Origin of the sequence: Pseudomonas sp. yb_9 (assembly GCF_043103635.1) — a bacterium.
Taxonomy (GTDB): Bacteria; Pseudomonadota; Gammaproteobacteria; order Pseudomonadales; family Pseudomonadaceae; genus Aquipseudomonas; species Aquipseudomonas monteilii.
Map to the genome: position 1 here is coordinate 16,214 of NZ_JBICKA010000052.1, position 17,612 is coordinate 33,825.

Genomic DNA, 17,612 nt, shown 5'->3' on the forward strand with positions numbered 1-17,612 from the left:
CCATGGTTCACTCCCCTCCCAGGCCCAGTTCGTTGGGCCGGCGTTTCTCGATCGCGAACTTCAGCAGTGCCGCGCTGCGGAACAGGCCATGAGCGAACTTGCCGTAGGGCAGCGTGACGAATAGCGCCATCACAGTGCCCAAATGGATCGCCAGCAGGATCGCCATCGCTGCGGTATCACGCAGCCCCAGCAACGCAAGGCCAGTGGTGCTGACCAGCAGCAGAAGCAGGATGAACGCCCGGTCCATGGGCCGCTGGGCAACATCGCCCTGCTCCGGCGCCCTGCGCAGGTTCAGCGCCAACAGCCCGGCCGGCCCGACGATCAAGCCAATACCGCCGAGTGTTCCGAGCAACACCGGTGCACTCAGCAGCGGGTACGGCGCCTGCTGGCCCAGCAGGTAGTGATAACCGGTGGCGACCACCGTGGCGGCCAAGCACAACATGAAGCCGTAGAAGGTGATGTGATGGAAGCGCCGGCGCCAGAGCGTGTAGCGATCATCGGCATTGTTGCAACCTTGGCCATGTCCGCCGTCTAGGTATTTCAGGGTCAACGCTGCGCTTGATGCCTCGAGCACTGCCCCTTTGGCCGGTTGCCCCAGCGCCTCGGCAGGCGAGACCGAGCGCCAGAAACGTCGTACTGCCACCGCCAGGGCCACACCTGCAGCTGCAAAGACACTGCCGAACATCAGCGCCAGAGCGTTGTGCGGAAAGACCGCATAGAAGTTCCCCGCCAACCGCCCGGGCAGCAGCGTGCCGTTGACGTACAAGGTCAGCAGCAAGAACAGCGACAAGGCGACGGCCAAAGCAGTGGCGATATAGGTGCCGTTGTACCGATACAGCCGCCCGAAGGGGGCCGGCCAGGCGTACTCGGCGTATGTCTGCCCGCGCACCTTGGCCATCGCCTGGGGCACGTTCACCGCGAATTCGTGGGGCTGCGCGTACTGGCAGGCATGCAGGCAGGCGCCGCAGTTGTGGCATAGGTTGGCCAGATAATGGATATCAGCCTTGCCGAACTCCAGCCTGCGGGTCATCGCCGGGAAAACGGCGCAAAAGCCCTCGCAGTAACGGCAGGCATTGCAGATCCGCATTTGCCGGTCCACTTCCTGCTCCTCGACGTTCAACACCGGGATCAGTTCGAGGGCCGGCCCGGCGGTGTCAGGCTGGCGTGGCTCAGGCAGTTGCGCAGTCATGGCTGTTCTCTTTTTCTGGATGTTCGTAACCCGCCGCTGCAGCAGCGCTGGTCCCGGCGATACGGCCGAAGGCGGTGCCGATGGACATGCCGACGCCTGCGGTGTAGCCCTTGCCCAGCACATTGCCCGCCATCATTTCACCGGCAACGAACAGGTTCGGGCTGGGACGCCCGTCGAAATGGACGGCGGCGGTTTCATCGGTGCGCAGCCCCAGGTAGGTGAAAGTCACGCCAGGGCGCAGCGGGTAGCCGTAGTAAGGCGGCGTATCAATCGGGCGCGCCCAGTGGCTCTTCGCCGGCTCCAGGCCTGCGGTGTGGCAGTCGTCCAGCCGGGTGTGGTCGAAAGTGCCCTCCTGGCAGGCTCGGTTGTAGGCATGCACGGTTTCGAGGAAGGCCTGCACAGGCAAACCGAGCAGACTGGCCAACGCCTCCAGGCTATCGGCAGTGGCGCCTGGAAAAACCGGTGGCATGAACCGCCCGAGGGCTTTCTGGTCGATGATAGAGAACCCCACCTGCCCAGGCTGATGCGCCACCAAGCGCCCCCAAATGGCATAGCGCTTGGGCCAGAAGTCCTCGCCTTCATCGTAGAAGCGCTGGCCATCGCGGTTGACCACCACGCCCAGCGACACACAATCGATGCGCGTGCAAATGCCGCCGTCGTACAACGGCGCACGAGCATCGATCGCCACCATGTGCGCCTGGGTCGGGTCGCCAATCGTGTCGGCGCCCTGTTCGATCATGCGGCGCAACAGCACCCCGTCATTGAAGCGCGTGCCACGGATCAGGAAATTGTCCGAAGGCCACTCGCCTCGCTCGTTCTGCCCCCACGCCTCGCGCAACCACTCACGGTTGGACTCGAAGCCGCCGGCGGCAAGCACACAGGTACGCGCCTCGATGCGCTCGGCAGGCAGGTGTCGCCCCTGAACCTCACGCGCCGGCACATGGGCCGCGACGAAGCGTCCGCCCTGCAGTTCGATGTCGGCTACTGGCGTGTCGTAGCGTATCTGTACGCCAAGGTTTTCGGCGCTGCGAAAGTAGGCATTGACCAGTGCCTTGCCGCCGCCCATGAAGAAGGCGTTGGTCCTTGCTGTGTGCAGCGCACCCGACAATGAGGGCTGAAAATGCACGCCATGGCGGCGCATCCACCCGCGACAACTGGAGGACGCGCGAATCACCAGCCGCGCAAGCTTTTCGTCGGTCTGGCCACCGGTAACCTTCAGCAGGTCCTGCCAGAATTCTTCTTCCGGGTACGCCTCGACCAGCACATCCTGCGGTCCATCATGCATGCACCTCAGGTTGCGCGTGTGTTGTGAGTTGCCACCACGCCAGGCGCGGGGTGCGGCCTCGAGCAGTAGCACGCTGGCTCCGGCCTCTCGCGCCATTAGCGCGGCACAGAGGGCGGCATTGCCCCCTCCGATGACTAGCACATCGATCATTTCGCCTCCAGATCACGAAGAGCCGAATGTTCGGCTGCTCCTCGTGACCGGGGACTTTAATGAGCGCCCGCAGACCGCGAAACGCGATGGTCGAGGGGGGGCATTCAGTTTTTCTAAAGGGTCGGAACAAGCGCACCCGGCGCCTGGGTCAAAGCAGCCGTGCGCCTGGCCATCGGCCCTGCTCCACCAGCTCCCGGGCAACGTCCTGCAGTACGATCCGCGTAGCCAGCGCCGCCGGTGAGAGCTCGTCATCAGTCAGGCTGACAATCACATTGCGACGCTGCGCCAGGGCTTCGTCGACAGCAAACACGCGCAGGCCCGCCTGATGCGCCCGGGCCACTGTCGCGCCAGGTTGGATGGTGGCGGCATGGCCCGCACACACGCAATCCATCAACAGCGACAGGCCATCGACTTCCATGACGATGCTGGCCTCCAGCCCTGCCCGCTCGAAAATCGAGCGCAACGTCGTGCGCAATCCATGCTGGTTACTGGGCATCACCAACGGCAACGTCGCGATCTGTTGCAACGTGAGCGACTCGCCCCAGCCGTCCTTGACCAGCGGTGCGGGAACCAGCACGAACAGCCGTTCCGTCAGCAGCCCCCGCACCTCCAGGCGCGGCCCCGTCTCTGCCTGGAACAGCACCGCCAGGTCAAGGTGCCTGGCATTGAGCTGGTTCATCAGATAACCAGACAGCATCTCCACCAGGTGCAGACGGATATCGGGATAGCGCTCTCGCATCCTGTCGATCAAAGCAAGGCCAAGAATCGAAGCCGTGGTCGGAGCCAGCCCCACGCTGGCATAGCCGCTCATGCGGCCACTTTGAGCTGCCAGCACAGCATGTTCCGCCTGACGAAGCGCAAGACGCGCATGGTATTCGAAGGCCAGTCCGGCCGCGGTCGGCGCTACGCCGGAGCTCGAACGCGTCAAAAGCCGGGTACTCACCTCGCTCTCCAGCTTCGACAGTTGCTGGCTCAGTGCGGAGGCGCCGACCCCGAGCTCGACCGCCGCCCGGCCAAGACTGCCGTACTCCAGAACACTCAGGAAATAGCGAAGCTGACGTAACTCCATGCGAATCTCTTTCAACGATGGGGGGAGCCTTGACCATGTTAGACTTATTTGCACTCAATCGTCCCTGCTACCGCTCTCAGCCTCCAGACGAAGATCGCGCCACTCTTGAGGTTCCCCATGGAGGAGACGAAGGCAATGACCAGAAACGACTGCGTCGCCAGGTAAGCATCCGTGCGGTTGGCCAGGATGCTGGTTTCGTACTGGATTTCACGCCGGTAAAAATCCAGACGCTCCTTGGGAGGGCCGAACATCCTGGCATTGTGTTCGCTGATCTCGTGCTCAGGGGTTGCTGGCGTAATGATTCGAGGCACTCGCTACTCCGGAAATTGGGCTCCGAGCTACGGGATGAGCCTGGAGCTGAGTTCGGTAGCGCAGGCAATGGGGCTTGGAATTCAATTGGACTGATAGCCCGCACCGCTCGTCGTACCAACCGCAGATTGAAACCAACATGCGGAGGCCAGGCCTTTCGAACCGGTATGAACGTTCTCAACTGCAGGAGCTTCTACCATGCGAGACTTCCCAACCCCGCCCTTCCCTTCGCAGCCTCAAAATGTCCCCGGTTCACAGCGCAAGATGGAGCCCTACCCGGATTGTGGTGAGCAGTCGTATACCGGCCACAATCGACTCGAAGGCAAGATTGCACTCATCACCGGAGCAGACAGCGGCATCGGGCGGGCAGTAGCGATTGCCTACGCCCGTGAAGGCGCCGACGTCGCCATCGCTTATCTGAATGAGCATGAAGACGCGCAAGAAACCGCGCGCTGGGTCGAGGCCGCAGGCCGTCAATGCCTGCTGTTGCCCGGAGACCTGGCGCAAAAACAGCACTGCTACGACATCGTCGAAAAGACCGTCAGCCAGTTCGGGCGCATCGACATCCTGGTCAACAACGCGGCGTTCCAGATGGCCCACGAAACCCTGGAAGAGATCGACGATGATGAATGGGTGAAGACCTTCGATACCAATATCACCGCCATCTTCCGTATTTGCCAGGCGGCACTGCCTTCCATGACCAAGGGCAGTTCGATCATCAATACCAGCTCGGTCAATTCCGACGATCCATCTCCCAGCCTGCTGGCCTATGCCGCGACCAAAGGGGCCATTGCCAACTTCACCGCTGGTTTGGCTCAGTTGCTAGGCAAGAAAGGCATCAGGGTAAACAGCGTCGCGCCAGGCCCTATCTGGACGCCTTTGATTCCGGCAACCATGCCAGACGAGGCAGTCAAGAACTTTGGTTCCAGCTACCCGATGGGGCGCCCCGGTCAACCGGTGGAGGTCGCGCCGATCTACGTGCTGCTGGGCTCGGACGAGGCCAGTTACATCAGTGGCTCACGTTACGCAGTGACCGGTGGCAAACCGATCCTATAGCCAAAAGAGGCTCGCCGTGCTGGCGAGCCTCCCCTTTTACGTGGCAGTTTCAGCGTTTGTGCTTTTGCCGGCGAACCCGTTGCCGTTTTCACGCGCACTCAACGTTTCTTCGGCGAGCGGTCTGAGGTCATGCGCCAAGGCGCCCTGTCAGCCGGTGGAGCTGCAACTCGAGGGACCATTGCTCCGTGACGCCAGTATCGAGACGTTACAACCGGAGCCGCAACGGGCGATGTCGCATGGCCAAGCCATGCTGTTCCAGCTGGGTACCCAGCACGATGGGGTCGCCACCCTGTACCTGACCCTTCGCAGTGAGCACGTGGGGACGCTGGAGTGCAGCGTCAGGGCTGGCCCTGAAAGCGCCGTTCACTTCTCCACATTCCTTTACCCCTAGGAGTGCGTCATGGACTCGATCCTCCGCGCAGCCGGAATGTACGTCGCCCTCATGCTGCTGTTTCGCATAGCCGGGCGGCGCTCGCTGGCCGATTTGACGACCTTCGACTTCGTGTTGCTGCTGATCATAGGGGAAGCCACCCAGCAGGCGCTTCTGGGTGACGATTTTTCATTCACCAATGCCATGCTGGTGATTGCCACGCTGATCGTTCTGGACGTCGGCCTTTCACTCGCGAAGTTGAACTCCAGGTCCTTGGCCAGGTTTCTGGATGGGCACGCTACCCTGGTTGTCGATGTTGGTCGTCGTGATGCGTACCAGCACATCCGTAGGCTTTTCGATTTTTGCATCCGGCACATCCTTGACCGCTACGTCACGTGGGCCGTTGTACACAATTGCTTTCATGTTGAACTCCCTGAAAGTGAGGGGCGACAGAAAAGTTGCCCTACCCTGTTCAGGCGTTCACTCAGGTTAGAGTGTTCAATGCGTCACGTCTTGAGCCGGATCAGTGGCGCTAATCAACGTTGCTACGGGCGTTGCAAACACGCCTAGACTGTCAAGCCCAGAGGCAGGACAGCCTCGCAACCTCACCCCACGCCGGTCGGGCCATCGAGGACTTGCCTCACCCTGCGCGCAAGGTCGTGGGGTTGGCAGGGTTTGGAAATTGCTGCAAAGGCGCTTCCAGGATCTGCTCACCGTTGGCGGTCGGATTTTTCATCAGACGCACTGGGCGCCGTTGATGAAAATGCAGGGTTCGGTCGCGGAAGTTAAGCTCGATCTGCTGCACAGCCAGGGCCATGTCATCACCATGCTGCTCAACGGAGTTCGCCGCGTGTGGCCTGAAGGCGTGTATTACGAGCTGGCATTGTTTGGCACGATCGAGCGAGATCGCTATGAACGCGAGTTGCTCGCCGCGCGTCGCCGTGCCGAAGCGCTGCTGACCCAGAAAACCGCCGCCGAGGCCGCGTTGAAAGAGGCCGAGGGCGAATTGGCAGCCGCTTACAAGGACGCCCAAAGACGCGCGGCTTTTGCCGAACAGATGGTGGCCGTTGCCAGCCATGATCTGAAAAACCCGTTGACCGCGATCAGGATGGCCGCACAGCTGCTGGAGCGCGGTGAGCGCAGCGACAAGGAGCGGCGCTTACTCGGTAGCATCAACAGCTCCTGCGAACGCGCGCAACGCATGATCGCCGACCTGCTCGACTTCGCCTCGATGCGCATCGACCAGGGTATCGCCATTCGTCGGCGCTCAGTGGACCTGTTGAAAACCGTGGACCAGTGCGTGAGTGAACTCAGGGTAGCCTTCGCCCACGCCCCCATCCGTCATCTTTCCCGAAGCGTTGGCTCGGTCGAGCTCGATCCGGACCGTTTGCAACTGATGATTGGCAACCTGGTGGCCAACAGCGTCGCCTACGGCGATCCGCAGCACCCCGTCACCCTGACTACCGAGCTGACAGATGGCGCGGCGCTCATTGGCGTGCATAACCATGGCCGTTGCATTCCCGAGTCGTTGATTCCCAAGCTGTTCGAACCCATGACTCGCGCCAGCGACCGTGATGACCCGGTACGGTCGGTGGGGCTCGGCCTGTTCATCGTCCGTCAAATCACCGCGGCGCATGGGGGCACGATCACCGTCATTTCAAATGCGCCGTGCGGAACCACTTTTACGATACGGCTACCTCATAATCCGGCCGACGACGGATAGTCGCTAACAGCAGCAACGTCTACGTCACCCTCGTAGCATCCACCTTGTTTGTTGCGCAACACACATCATCTGCATGGGCCCCATAAGCTTGTCAGTCATTGCTTTTCCATGGATCTTACCTAATGTAGAAATATAAACATTTTATGTTGAGATCTCTACATGCTTGATTGGTCGCTTTTGATCCTTGGTTTGCCCACGGCGAACGCTACCGAGCGAATGCGCGCCTGGAGAACCCTGAAGGCCTCTGGTGCGGCAGTTTTGCGGGATGGCGTATACCTGCTGCCTGAAAAAAGCGTGGGCCGTGAAGCGTTTCAAGCCGTGCAGCGAGATGTGATGGCCATCAACGGCACGGCATATCTGCTGTCGCTGTCTGAGCGCGAGGAGCGTTTCAGCGGGCTATTCGACAGAAGCGATGAGTACGAAAAGCTGCTGGAGGAAATTGCAGGCTGGCGGGCTGACCTGTCCCTGGATAATGCACTTCAGATAGCCCGGCAGGTGCGCAAGCTCAGGAAGGCTTTCGGCCAGTTGGCGGCGATCGACTTCTTCCCAGGCGTGCTCAAGGCACAAACCGACTCGGCCCTGCAGGCGCTTGAGACCTCGATTAGCAGTGCACTGTCCCCCGATGAGCCGAGGGCACACGATGAGGCCATCACCCAGCTGGAGCGCAGCGAATACCAAGGTCGCCGATGGGCAACGCGAAAGCGCCCATGGGTAGACCGGTTGGCATGTGCCTGGCTGATCCGTCGCTTCATCGATCCCGACGCCCGATTCATTTGGCTGGACAGTCCAGGTGATTGCCCAAGCGATGCGCTCGGCTTCGATTTTGATGGGGCCATGTTCAGCCACGTTGGCCAGCGTGTTTCCTTCGAAACCCTCATTGAAAGCTTTGCCGTTCAGCAGCCAGGATTGGCACGCCTGGCAGGTGTTATCCACTACCTGGATGTTGGGGGGTACCAACCTTCCGAAGCACCCGGTATCGAGCGTGTCCTCGCCGGCCTTAGAGAGCGCATCGGCGATGACGATCAACTGACACTGGTCGCCGGAGGCATCTTTGATGGCCTGCTGACGGCTTTCGCGATTGAGGAAACCCCAAATGGCTGAGACCCCCTCTGCAGTGAGCAAGCAGCCGCCATCGCAAGCGACGCTGCAGCCGATTAGCCTCTATGAAGCCTTCCTGTTCTGGCTCAAGTTGGGCTTCATCAGCTTTGGCGGGCCCGCCGGGCAGATCTCGATCATGCACCAGGAGCTGGTTGAGCGCCGGCGGTGGATCAGCGAAAAGCGGTTTCTGCACGCCCTGAACTACTGCATGTTGTTGCCTGGCCCTGAAGCTCAGCAGCTGGCCACCTACATCGGCTGGCTGATGCACCGCACTTGGGGCGGGGTAATTGCCGGCGCGTTGTTCGTGCTGCCTTCGCTGTTCATCCTGATCGGTTTGTCGTGGGTCTACATCGCCTTTGGCGAGGTACCGGTAGTCGCTGGGATCTTCTATGGGATCAAGCCAGCGGTCACGGCCATTGTCGTCCACGCCGCCCACCGGATAGGTTCACGGGCCCTGAAGAATGGCTGGCTGTGGGCCATGGCCGGCGCCTCGTTCGTAGCCATCTTCGCCTACAATGTGCCGTTCCCACTGATCGTGCTGATGGCCGCCATCATCGGCTATGTGGGTGGTCGCTTCGCTCCACGCACGTTTGTCATCGGCGGCAATCACGCGGCCGCGAAGAACAGCGTTGGCCCGGCTGTGATCGATGAAGACACGCCAACCCCCGAGCATGCCCGTTTCAGCTTTGGGCATCTGGTAAGGTTGCTGCTGGTCGGTGCAGGCCTGTGGATACTGCCAATGGGGTTGTTGACGCTGTCATTTGGCTGGGACGGCACCCTGACGCAGATGGGCTGGTTCTTCACCAAGGCCGCACTGTTGACTTTTGGCGGTGCATACGCGGTATTGCCCTATGTCTACCAGGGCGCTGTAGGGCACTACGGGTGGCTGACACCCACCCAGATGATCGATGGTCTCGCCTTGGGGGAAACCACACCGGGGCCACTGATCATGGTGGTTGCCTTCGTCGGCTTTATAGGTGGCTACGTCTATCCGATGTTCGGGAGCGAACACCCATTCCTTGCTGGCGCTGTCACGGCGAGCCTCGTCACCTGGTTCACCTTTTTGCCGTCTTTCCTGTTCATTCTCATCGGCGGCCCGTTGGTAGAGTCGACCCACAACGCGATCAAATTTACCGCACCGCTGACAGGGATCACGGCCGCAGTAGTGGGCGTGATCCTGAACCTTGCCCTGTTCTTCGGCTTCCACGTGCTTTGGCCGAAAGGCTTTGGCGGAACGTTTGACTGGCCTTGCGCGGCTATTGCGGCTGCAGCTGCGATTGCTTTGTTCCGCTTCAAGCGGGGCGTGATCGAAGTGCTGTTCGCTTGCGCCCTGGCCGGCCTGGCAGTTCACCTGTGGCGGGCATGAAACCAGCGGAGGTGCCAAGTAATGCTGCCAGTGTCGGTCGATCAACCACGTCAGACGCCCCATACAAGTCGAGGGGCATAGTGTTCAAGTGGGTGTGAGTCTTGGTGTCGTGATGTCGGCCGAGTATCCCGGTACGCCAACCGTGTAGCGTGGTCCAGGCCATCATCAATCTTGGCAACGCAATGGGTATGACGGTAACTGCCGAAGGTGTCGAGACCGCCGAGCATCCTGGGCACTGGCGACATACACCTCTATGAATATCTGCGTATCACCTTGCGCGAAAGATGTACTGAGATATCCATTGAGGTGCCATCGTTTAAGGCCTCACGCCCCTGATTCAGGGTCGCTAGCCGGTACTCCAGGGGAGCGCTGGTTTTCCTTGTCATTGGCAGGGCCGGGACTGGAACCCGGACCATCAGGTATGGGCGGGCCGTCAGGTACCTGAGCCCCTTCGTTCAGTTGAGCATCCCGGGGCATACCCAACCGACTGTTCGCACCGCCAGGATTTGGATGCTCACTGGACACTGAGTTGTTTGTATCCACATCATTCATCTGTTCTTCGATGGGTGACTCTTCATCTGGCGGCAGTGGCACCTCAACCGCTTTGGTCCCGGGACCGTGGGAGGGTTCATCTTCGTTTGCATCAATGTCCATGTCCTTTCTCCGTTCAGAGGCAGATGGTATCTGCAACTAAACGTGAGAAGCGCGCGTGGCCCACGGGTGCCCGCGACCAGACAAGTGGCGTTTGTTCATCCGCTTTGCACCAGAACCTTCCGTCGCGCTGAGGGCACCCTTCGGTAGACGGCAGGCCGAACATTGGGTGAACAACCAGAACCGGAGTTTCACCATGAAGGCAGATAAAACATACGCGCTGCTGCTCGCAATGTACCTGGGTTGCGCGGCGCCACTTGCCCTGGCCGCCACCGACCTGAACGATCAACGCGCCCCGGGCACGCAACCGCACGGCAATGGGCACATGAACGGCCAAGGCGGTGCGACAGGTTCAGGAACACCTGCCGATGGCATGGGCACGGGTAATGGCGGTACCCATGACAATGGAACGGACAACACGGGAGGTGACGGTACCGATACTGACTCAGGCGCCGGCGGTAACGGAGGGGACGGTAGCGGTGCAGGTCCGGCGAGTGGTAGCGGTGGCTCAACCGGTAGTGGATCAGGCGCAGGATCGGGCAGCTAGGTGGAATGGCCGTGGATCTCCCATCCATGGCCCGGCGTTTCAGTTTCGCCATTGATCAAGCAACTCACTCAGGAGTCAATGCCATGCCACGCGGTGACAAGGACAAGTATACGGACAAACAGAAACGCAAGGCCGAGCACATCGAGCAATCGTACGAGGACAAGGGCGTGGGCAAGGACGAAGCCGAAGCGCGCGCCTGGGCCACCGTGAACAAACAATCCGGTGGCGGTGAAAAGCCGGGAGGCTCGGGCAGCAAGACGCCGTCGCGCGAGAAGAAGACCGCACGCACGGATTCAGCCAAGCGCGCCGCCGAGTCTCGTCAGGGGCATTCACGCACCTCGCGCGCGTCGCTGGAATCGCAAAGCAAGGAAAGCCTGATGAAGGAGGCGCGCAGCAAAAATCTCAAAGGGCGTTCGACCATGAACAAGGCTCAACTGGTAGAAGCCCTGCATAAACTGGGGTGACGGGAAACTTTTGGCGCAGTGCAAGGCCCACAGCATTTTTGTGGGTTATTGGTTCACCTTCGAGCCTGTCGGCATTTACCAGACTCCAGCTGCCAGACCGCTGCGCATACCGTTGAAACTTTCCCGGCACGTGCCAAGTCCAGACGCCTATCGATAACAGAACGGGAGCAGGCAATGACCGGCACGGTAGGCGACTTTCTGGTAGAGCGTTTGTATCAATGGGGCGTACGGCGCATCTTCGGTTACCCCGGCGACGGCATCAATGGCGTGTTCGGCGCGCTGAGCCGGGCCAACGGCAAGATTGAATTCATTCAGGCCCGCCATGAGGAAATGGCCGCTTTCATGGCCAGCGCCCATGCCAAGTTCACCGGTGAGCTCGGTGTCTGCATGGCGACATCCGGCCCGGGCGCCTCGCACCTGCTCACCGGCCTGTACGATGCACGCATGGACCACCAGCCAGTGCTGGCCATCATCGGTCAACAGGCCCGGGCGGCATTGGGCGGGCATTACCAGCAAGAGCTGGACTTGCTGTCGATGTTCAAGGACGTCGCCGGTGCGTTCGTTCAGCAGGCATCGACACCGGAGCAGGTGCGCCACCTGCTTGACCGTGCAGTGCGTACGGCTGTCGGCGAACGCCGCGTCACCGCCATCATCCTGCCCAACGACCTGCAGGACCTGCCCTACAACGAACCTCCGAGGGCCCACGGTACGGTGCATTCCGGCATCGGCTACAGCAAGCCCAGGGTGTTGCCGTTCGACGAAGACCTGCAGCGCGCCGCCGAGGTGCTCAATGCCGGGCACAAGGTGGCGATACTGGTGGGTGCCGGCGCACTGCAGGCGACAGAGCAGGTCATTGCAACTGCCGAAAAACTCGGCGCCGGGGTGGCCAAAGCGCTGCTGGGCAAGGCTGTGCTGCCGGACGACCTCCCATGGGTCACCGGGTCGATCGGCCTGCTCGGCACCGAGCCCAGTTATCAGCTGATGACCGAATGCGACACCTTGCTGATGATCGGCTCCGGCTTTCCCTATTCCGAGTTTCTGCCCAAGGAAGGCCAGGCACGAGGCGTGCAGATCGACCTGCAACCCGACATGCTCAGCCTGCGCTACCCGATGGAGGTCAACCTGGTGGGCGACGCCAGCGAAACATTGCGCGCACTGCTGCTGTTGCTTGAGCACAAGACCGACCGGCGCTGGCGCGACAAGGTAGAAACCTGGCGCGCGCAGTGGGACAAGACCGTGGCTAAGCGCGCGCTGGTCAAGGCTGACCCGATCAACCCGCAACGCGTGGTCCATGAGCTGTCCCCTCGCCTGCCGGACCACGCCATCATTACCAGCGACTCCGGCTCCTGTGCCAACTGGTTTGCCCGCGACCTGCAGATTCGCCAGGGTATGCAGTGTTCGCTGTCCGGCGGCCTGGCTTGCATGGGCGCCGCCGTGCCCTATGCGATTGCAGCCAAATTCGCCCACCCGCAACGGGCTGTAGTTGCGTTGGTGGGCGATGGGGCGATGCAGATGAACAACCTCGCAGAACTGATCACCGTGGCCAAGTACTGGCAGCAATGGGACAACCCACAATGGATCTGTGCCGTGTTCAACAATGAGGACCTCAACCAGGTGACGTGGGAGCAGCGGGTCATGGAGGGCGACCCCAAGTTCGAAGCTTCGCAGTCGATCCCTGACGTGCCCTACCATCTGTTTGCCATTTCCATTGGCCTGCAAGGTATCTACGTAGATCGCGAAGAGGACGTTGCCGCTGCGTGGGAGCGTGCGCTGGCTGCTGATCGGCCCGTACTGATCGAGTTCAAGACCGACCCGAACGTGCCACCCCTGCCACCCCACATCAAGCTGGAGCAGGCGAAGAAGTTTGCCAGCACCTTGCTCAAGGGCGACCCCGACCAGGCGGGCATCCTCGTGCAGACAGCCAAACAGGTGCTCGGGTCTGTGCTGCCTGGCAAGAAGTGATCGGCACCCCGGCGAGCCGGCTGAACGTTTGATCTGCACGCCCGGTCGCACAACAGAGACGCAGCAGACTGCGCGAACCCTGACCGTGAGGACCTACCATGACCGCGATCGCTTCAAACGGGGCTGCAGAGCACCCCATCCATCTGACCCTCAATGGTCAACCTCGAACACTGCAGGTGCACTCTTGGGTCACCTTGCTCGACCTGCTCCGAGAGCAATTGGACCTGGTCGGCACCAAGAAAGGCTGCGACCATGGCCAGTGCGGCGCCTGCACGGTGCTGCGCGATGGCAAGCGCGTCAATGCCTGCCTGACCTTGGCCATCATGTGCGACGGGGCCGACCTGGTGACCATCGAAGGGCTGGCCAGCGGCGACGTTTTGCACCCCATGCAGCGCGCCTTCATCACCCACGATGCGTTCCAGTGCGGCTACTGCACCCCGGGGCAGATCTGCTCTGCGGTCGGGCTGGTTCACGAGGGACGTGCCGACACCCGCGAGGCCATTCGCGAGCAGATGAGCGGCAATCTTTGCCGCTGTGGCGCCTATGGCAACATCGTCGCTGCGGTGGAAGAAGCTTTGCCTTTGATGACGGACAGGGCCCAGGCACAACGAGGGCAGAACCCATGACGCCCTTCAGCTACCACAAGCCCGCTTCTGTCAGCGAAGCGGTGAACCTGGCTGACGCCTGCTCGCACTTCATCGCCGGGGGCACCAACCTGGTCGACCTGATGAAGGAAAACGTGGTGCGCCCCGAGCGCCTGATCGACATCTCCGGCCTTGGGCTGGACGGTATTCACGCCACCCCTGGCGGCGGCGTACTGATCGGTGCGCGGGTGAGCAATGCCGACCTGGCCTGGCACCCGATGATCGAGCAGCATTATCCGCTGCTGTCAGACGCGATCCTGGCTGGGGCATCGCCGCAGTTGAGGAACATGGCCAGTACCGGTGGCAACTTGTTGCAACGTACCCGCTGCTACTATTTCTACGACACCGGCACCCCCTGCAACAAGCGCGAACCGGGCAGCGGGTGCCCTGCGCGTACAGGCATGAACCGCATCCATGCCATTCTCGGTGCCAGCGGTGCCTGCGTCGCGACCCACCCCTCGGACATGTGCGTGGCATTGGCAGCGCTCGAAGCCGTGGTGCACGTCCAGGGGCCGTCCGGCGAACGGCAGATACCTTTCGCGGATTTCCATCGCCTGCCCGGGAACACCCCCGAGCGCGACAATCAACTGGCATTCAATGAGCTGGTTACAGGCATCGAGCTGCCGCCCCCAGTGTTCGAACACCATTACCGTTATCTGAAAATACGCGACCGCGCTTCCTACGCGTTCGCGCTGGTGTCAGTCGCTGCAGCCTTGAACTTCGATGGCGACGTGATCCAGCAGGCGCGCCTGGCGCTGGGCGGCGTTGCACACAAGCCCTGGCGGGACCCGGCTGTGGAGCGCCTGCTGGCCGGCCAGATTCCTTCTGAAGCGCTCTTCAACCGCGCCGCGCAAACGTTGCTGCAAGGTGCACAACCCCTGAGCCACAACGGTTTCAAGGTAACGCTCGCCCAGCGAGCAATCGTGCGGGCACTGGATGACGCGGCGCACGGCGCCGCTAATGGGGGGGCACAGCCATGATCACAAGCACACCCGTAGTCGGCACGCCCCTGGACCGCGTGGACGGGGTGGCGAAGGTCACCGGGCAGGCCCGCTATGCGGGCGAATACCCCCAGACGGGCCTGCTGCACGGCAGCGTCGTGTCCAGTACCATCGCCCGCGGTCGGGTTCTGGGCATCGACAGCACGCAGGCCATGCGCGTGCCCGGGGTAATCGCCGTGCTCGACCATGGCCATCGCCCGCCTATCTCCAGTTATGACGACGACTACAGCGATGCCGACTCTGCCGAGGGGGCGCCTTTTCGGCCCTTGTTCAATGATCGAGTGCTGTACAGTGGGCAACCGTTGGCGCTGGTGATCGCCGAAACCCTCGAACTGGCCCGCTATGCAGGCTCGCTGATTAAAATCAAGTATGCCGAGGAGGCTCACCAGACAGACCTGGGCGCATGCCGACAATCGCATGCCGCCCCCGCTGAAACACCGGCGCCGCGTGGCGACTTCGCCGGGCAGTTTGCCGGAGCGCCGGTGCAGGTGGATGCCACCTACCTGACGGCCAACGAGCACCACAACCCGATGGAGCCCCATGCGTCGACCGTGCACTACAAGGCCGACGGCACCCTGGAAATCCACGACAAGACCCAAGGCACGCAGAACTGCCAGGACTACCTGCACAAGGTGTTCGGCCTGCCCAAGGCAAACATCCGTGTGCGCGCGGCATTCGTCGGCGGCGCCTTCGGCTCGGGCTTGCGCCCGCAGTACCAGTTGCCGCTGGCAGTGATGGCGGCGTTGCACCTGAAGCGCTCTGTGCGCGTGACCCTGACCCGCCAGCAGATGTTCACCTTTGGCTACCGGCCCCGCACCGAGCAACGCTTGCGCCTGGGTGCAGACGCAAACGGGCGCTTGCTGGCGATCGCTCACGATGCGCTTGGCCAGACCTCCCGCTTCGAGGACTTCACCGAGCACCTGGTGGAATGGAGCGGCATGCTTTACCGGTGCGACAACGTTGCGCTCAGCTATCGCCTGGCCTCGCTCGATGTGTACACCCCGCTGGACATGCGGGCACCTGGGGCTGCGTCCGGGATGATTGCGCTGGAATGCGCCATGGATGAGCTCGCCTGTGCTGCGCAGATCGACCCGTTAGACCTGCGCCGCCGCAATTTTGCCGCCAACAATGCCAACGAGGGCAAGCCCTACTCCAGCAAGGAACTGCTGGCGTGCTACCAGCAAGGTGCCGAACGTTTTGGCTGGCATAACCGCACTCCCCAACCGCGCAGCATGTGCAATGGCAACCAACTGGTCGGCTGGGGGATGGCCGGCGGCGTCTGGGAAGCCATGCAGATGAAGGCCAGCGCCAAGGCGCGCATCGATGCCCGGGGCCACCTTACCGTCAGCAGTGCCACCACCGATATCGGGACCGGCACCTATACCGTCATGACTCAGATCGCCGCCGACGCAGCTGGCGTCAAGGTGCAGGATGTCACCTTCATGCTGGGTGACTCCTCGCTGCCCACCGCCCCGCTTCAGGGCGGATCGTTCACGGTGTCGTCGGTGGGCTCGGCCGTGCGCCAAGCCTGCCATGTCCTGCTCACCCAGGTGCTGGAACACGCGCGCAACATATACCCCCAGGTGGCCAACACACCCCGGCAGCAGATCGTTTTCACCGAGGGCTACCTGCACGCGGGCAACCATCGCTGGGCTTTGGCGGACATCGTGGCGAGCGCCCCCAACGGTAAGTTCGAAGTGCAGATCGACGCAGAGCCCGGCGCCAGGCGCCAACCGTTCTCCACCGCCACGCATTCGGCGGTATTCGTGGAAGTTCACGTCGACGAGGACCTTGGCACGATCAAGGTAGCCCGGGTGGTCAGCGCTGTGGCGGCAGGCCGTGTGATCAACCCCAAAACCGCACGCAGCCAGATCCTGGGGGGCGTGGTTTGGGGGGTGGGCATGGCACTGCACGAAGCCGCATTGACCGACCATCGGTTGGGCCGCATCGTCAATCACAACCTGGCGGAGTACCACATCCCGGTCAATGCAGACTGCGGGGATATCGAAGTGATCTTCGTTGAAGAGCACGATGACATTGTCAACGAACTGGGGTCCAAGGGCGTGGGCGAAATCGGCGTCGTCGGGGTGGCCGCTGCGGTGGCGAACGCGGTCTACCATGCCACAGGCAAGCGTATAAGGGAGTTTCCGATCACGCTCGATAAAGTGCTGTGATGTGGCGTGAGGTGATCAGGCGCAGCGTTTCAGGAGGGTCTTTATGGGGCGCCTTACTCGGCGCTTGGACACGTCGCTCGTCTTGATCCAACGGCAAGCCTCGATCTCGTTTCGGGGGCGTGGCTTATCGTCGGCCTTTCGGGCTTCGAACAGATAATGGATGACCTTGTCCTCCCGGTACATCGTGAGGTAACGAAGCTCGTCGAACGCGAGGCCGGTTTCCTCGGCCATCTCCCGCATAGCCGCCTCAAGCGGCGTTTCGTCTCGCTCGACACGGCCACCCGGCAGGTTCCACTTGGCCTTGCGCTTGCGAACGAACAAAACCTCACCCTCCTTGCGGTAGATGATGGTAGCGCGCAGCTTGATGCCTTTGCGTTTCGCTGTTGCAGTGTCCATTGCCTTCATGCGCTGCCCTTGAAGTTGGCGGGTCGGGATCCGGCAGGGTCCTTGCCGAGCGTAAATCGTCCGTGTGTCCGTTACATGACCGACATAACGGTGGCAACGTTCAAGTTAAATCCCGATAAACGCCTGCCTGGCCCCGGTTCGGGACAACC

13 protein-coding genes and 4 pseudogenes are annotated in these 17,612 nt (G+C 61.6%); 11 read left to right on the forward strand and 6 right to left on the reverse strand.

Features of this window, described 5'->3' with window-relative positions:
- Positions 1-7: 7 nt before the first annotated feature.
- The 4 genes and pseudogenes from tcuB to ACF8MI_RS14965 form a co-directional block, all read right to left on the reverse strand.
- On the reverse strand, positions 8-1,189 hold the full coding sequence (gene tcuB / locus ACF8MI_RS14950; RefSeq protein WP_223624749.1) for a tricarballylate utilization 4Fe-4S protein TcuB: 1,182 nt from the start codon (positions 1,187-1,189) through the stop codon (positions 8-10).
- Entirely contained in the window at positions 1,170-2,624 is a 1,455-nt protein-coding gene (gene tcuA, locus ACF8MI_RS14955) for an FAD-dependent tricarballylate dehydrogenase TcuA (protein ID WP_156866718.1), read from the reverse strand. Before tcuA ends, tcuB begins: the two co-directional genes overlap by 20 nt.
- A 148-nt stretch (positions 2,625-2,772) precedes the next feature.
- Positions 2,773-3,693, reverse strand: coding sequence for a LysR family transcriptional regulator (locus tag ACF8MI_RS14960; RefSeq protein WP_104834889.1), 921 nt, complete (start codon positions 3,691-3,693; stop codon positions 2,773-2,775).
- A gap of 107 nt (positions 3,694-3,800) precedes the next feature.
- A pseudogene (locus tag ACF8MI_RS14965) lies at positions 3,801-4,004 on the reverse strand (hypothetical protein); the annotation flags it as partial.
- Positions 4,005-4,200: 196 nt separating this feature from the next.
- Between ACF8MI_RS14965 and ACF8MI_RS14970 the strand changes: the two are divergent.
- The 3 genes and pseudogenes from ACF8MI_RS14970 to ACF8MI_RS14980 form a co-directional block, all read left to right on the forward strand.
- Positions 4,201-5,058 carry a glucose 1-dehydrogenase gene (locus ACF8MI_RS14970; RefSeq protein ID WP_156866720.1) on the forward strand — a complete coding sequence of 286 codons (858 nt, stop codon included), beginning with the start codon at positions 4,201-4,203 and terminating at the stop codon, positions 5,056-5,058.
- A gap of 142 nt (positions 5,059-5,200) precedes the next feature.
- A pseudogene (locus ACF8MI_RS14975) lies at positions 5,201-5,449 on the forward strand (hypothetical protein); the annotation flags it as partial.
- Positions 5,450-5,458: 9 nt separating this feature from the next.
- Positions 5,459-5,752, forward strand: a pseudogene (locus ACF8MI_RS14980) (DUF421 domain-containing protein); the annotation flags it as partial.
- Here the strand turns inward: ACF8MI_RS14980 and ACF8MI_RS14985 are convergent.
- A pseudogene (locus tag ACF8MI_RS14985) lies at positions 5,741-5,851 on the reverse strand (alcohol dehydrogenase); the annotation flags it as partial. The pseudogenes ACF8MI_RS14980 and ACF8MI_RS14985 sit on opposite strands and share 12 nt — an antisense overlap.
- Positions 5,852-6,110: 259 nt before the next feature.
- Here ACF8MI_RS14985 and ACF8MI_RS14990 point away from each other — a divergent pair.
- The 8 genes from ACF8MI_RS14990 (at position 6,111) to ACF8MI_RS15025 (ending at position 17,058) form a co-directional block, all read left to right on the forward strand.
- Positions 6,111-7,151, forward strand: a complete 1,041-nt coding sequence (locus ACF8MI_RS14990; RefSeq protein WP_233458178.1) for a sensor histidine kinase KdpD — start codon at positions 6,111-6,113, stop codon at positions 7,149-7,151.
- 159 nt (positions 7,152-7,310) lie between these two features.
- Positions 7,311-8,252, forward strand: a complete 942-nt coding sequence (locus ACF8MI_RS14995; protein ID WP_156342175.1) for a chromate resistance protein ChrB domain-containing protein — start codon at positions 7,311-7,313, stop codon at positions 8,250-8,252.
- Positions 8,245-9,615, forward strand: coding sequence for a chromate efflux transporter (gene chrA, locus ACF8MI_RS15000; protein WP_200928497.1), 1,371 nt, complete (start codon positions 8,245-8,247; stop codon positions 9,613-9,615). The genes ACF8MI_RS14995 and chrA overlap by 8 nt, the downstream gene beginning before the upstream one ends.
- Positions 9,616-10,896: 1,281 nt before the next feature.
- A complete protein-coding gene (locus ACF8MI_RS15005) occupies positions 10,897-11,277 on the forward strand; it encodes a hypothetical protein (protein WP_060500091.1) in 381 nt (126 codons plus the stop codon).
- Between the two features lie 174 nt (positions 11,278-11,451).
- Positions 11,452-13,239 carry a thiamine pyrophosphate-requiring protein gene (locus tag ACF8MI_RS15010; RefSeq protein WP_200928498.1) on the forward strand — a complete coding sequence of 596 codons (1,788 nt, stop codon included), beginning with the start codon at positions 11,452-11,454 and terminating at the stop codon, positions 13,237-13,239.
- Between the two features lie 98 nt (positions 13,240-13,337).
- Complete coding sequence (locus tag ACF8MI_RS15015; RefSeq protein ID WP_060500089.1) at positions 13,338-13,865, forward strand: (2Fe-2S)-binding protein; 528 nt, start codon at positions 13,338-13,340, stop codon at positions 13,863-13,865.
- Positions 13,862-14,863 carry a xanthine dehydrogenase family protein subunit M gene (locus tag ACF8MI_RS15020; protein WP_060500088.1) on the forward strand — a complete coding sequence of 334 codons (1,002 nt, stop codon included), beginning with the start codon at positions 13,862-13,864 and terminating at the stop codon, positions 14,861-14,863. The genes ACF8MI_RS15015 and ACF8MI_RS15020 overlap by 4 nt, the downstream gene beginning before the upstream one ends.
- Positions 14,860-17,058, forward strand: a complete 2,199-nt coding sequence (locus ACF8MI_RS15025; protein ID WP_060500087.1) for a xanthine dehydrogenase family protein molybdopterin-binding subunit — start codon at positions 14,860-14,862, stop codon at positions 17,056-17,058. Before ACF8MI_RS15020 ends, ACF8MI_RS15025 begins: the two co-directional genes overlap by 4 nt.
- Positions 17,059-17,073: 15 nt before the next feature.
- Here the strand turns inward: ACF8MI_RS15025 and ACF8MI_RS15030 are convergent, their stop codons facing one another.
- On the reverse strand, positions 17,074-17,454 hold the full coding sequence (locus ACF8MI_RS15030; protein ID WP_233458179.1) for an NUDIX hydrolase: 381 nt from the start codon (positions 17,452-17,454) through the stop codon (positions 17,074-17,076).
- Positions 17,455-17,612: the final 158 nt, after the last annotated feature.

Bases quoted from the DNA above. Each gene is read 5' to 3' on its own strand.
- tcuB (WP_223624749.1), bottom strand. From the start codon at position 1,189: ATGACTGCGCAACTGCCTGAGCCACGCCAGCCTGACACCGCCGGGCCG.
- tcuA (WP_156866718.1), bottom strand. From the start codon at position 2,624: ATGATCGATGTGCTAGTCATCGGAGGGGGCAATGCCGCCCTCTGTGCC.
- ACF8MI_RS14960 (WP_104834889.1), bottom strand. From the start codon at position 3,693: ATGGAGTTACGTCAGCTTCGCTATTTCCTGAGTGTTCTGGAGTACGGC.
- ACF8MI_RS14970 (WP_156866720.1), top strand. From the start codon at position 4,201: ATGCGAGACTTCCCAACCCCGCCCTTCCCTTCGCAGCCTCAAAATGTC.
- ACF8MI_RS14995 (WP_156342175.1), top strand. From the start codon at position 7,311: ATGCTTGATTGGTCGCTTTTGATCCTTGGTTTGCCCACGGCGAACGCT.
- chrA (WP_200928497.1), top strand. From the start codon at position 8,245: ATGGCTGAGACCCCCTCTGCAGTGAGCAAGCAGCCGCCATCGCAAGCG.
- ACF8MI_RS15005 (WP_060500091.1), top strand. From the start codon at position 10,897: ATGCCACGCGGTGACAAGGACAAGTATACGGACAAACAGAAACGCAAG.
- ACF8MI_RS15010 (WP_200928498.1), top strand. From the start codon at position 11,452: ATGACCGGCACGGTAGGCGACTTTCTGGTAGAGCGTTTGTATCAATGG.
- ACF8MI_RS15015 (WP_060500089.1), top strand. From the start codon at position 13,338: ATGACCGCGATCGCTTCAAACGGGGCTGCAGAGCACCCCATCCATCTG.
- ACF8MI_RS15020 (WP_060500088.1), top strand. From the start codon at position 13,862: ATGACGCCCTTCAGCTACCACAAGCCCGCTTCTGTCAGCGAAGCGGTG.
- ACF8MI_RS15025 (WP_060500087.1), top strand. From the start codon at position 14,860: ATGATCACAAGCACACCCGTAGTCGGCACGCCCCTGGACCGCGTGGAC.
- ACF8MI_RS15030 (WP_233458179.1), bottom strand. From the start codon at position 17,454: ATGGACACTGCAACAGCGAAACGCAAAGGCATCAAGCTGCGCGCTACC.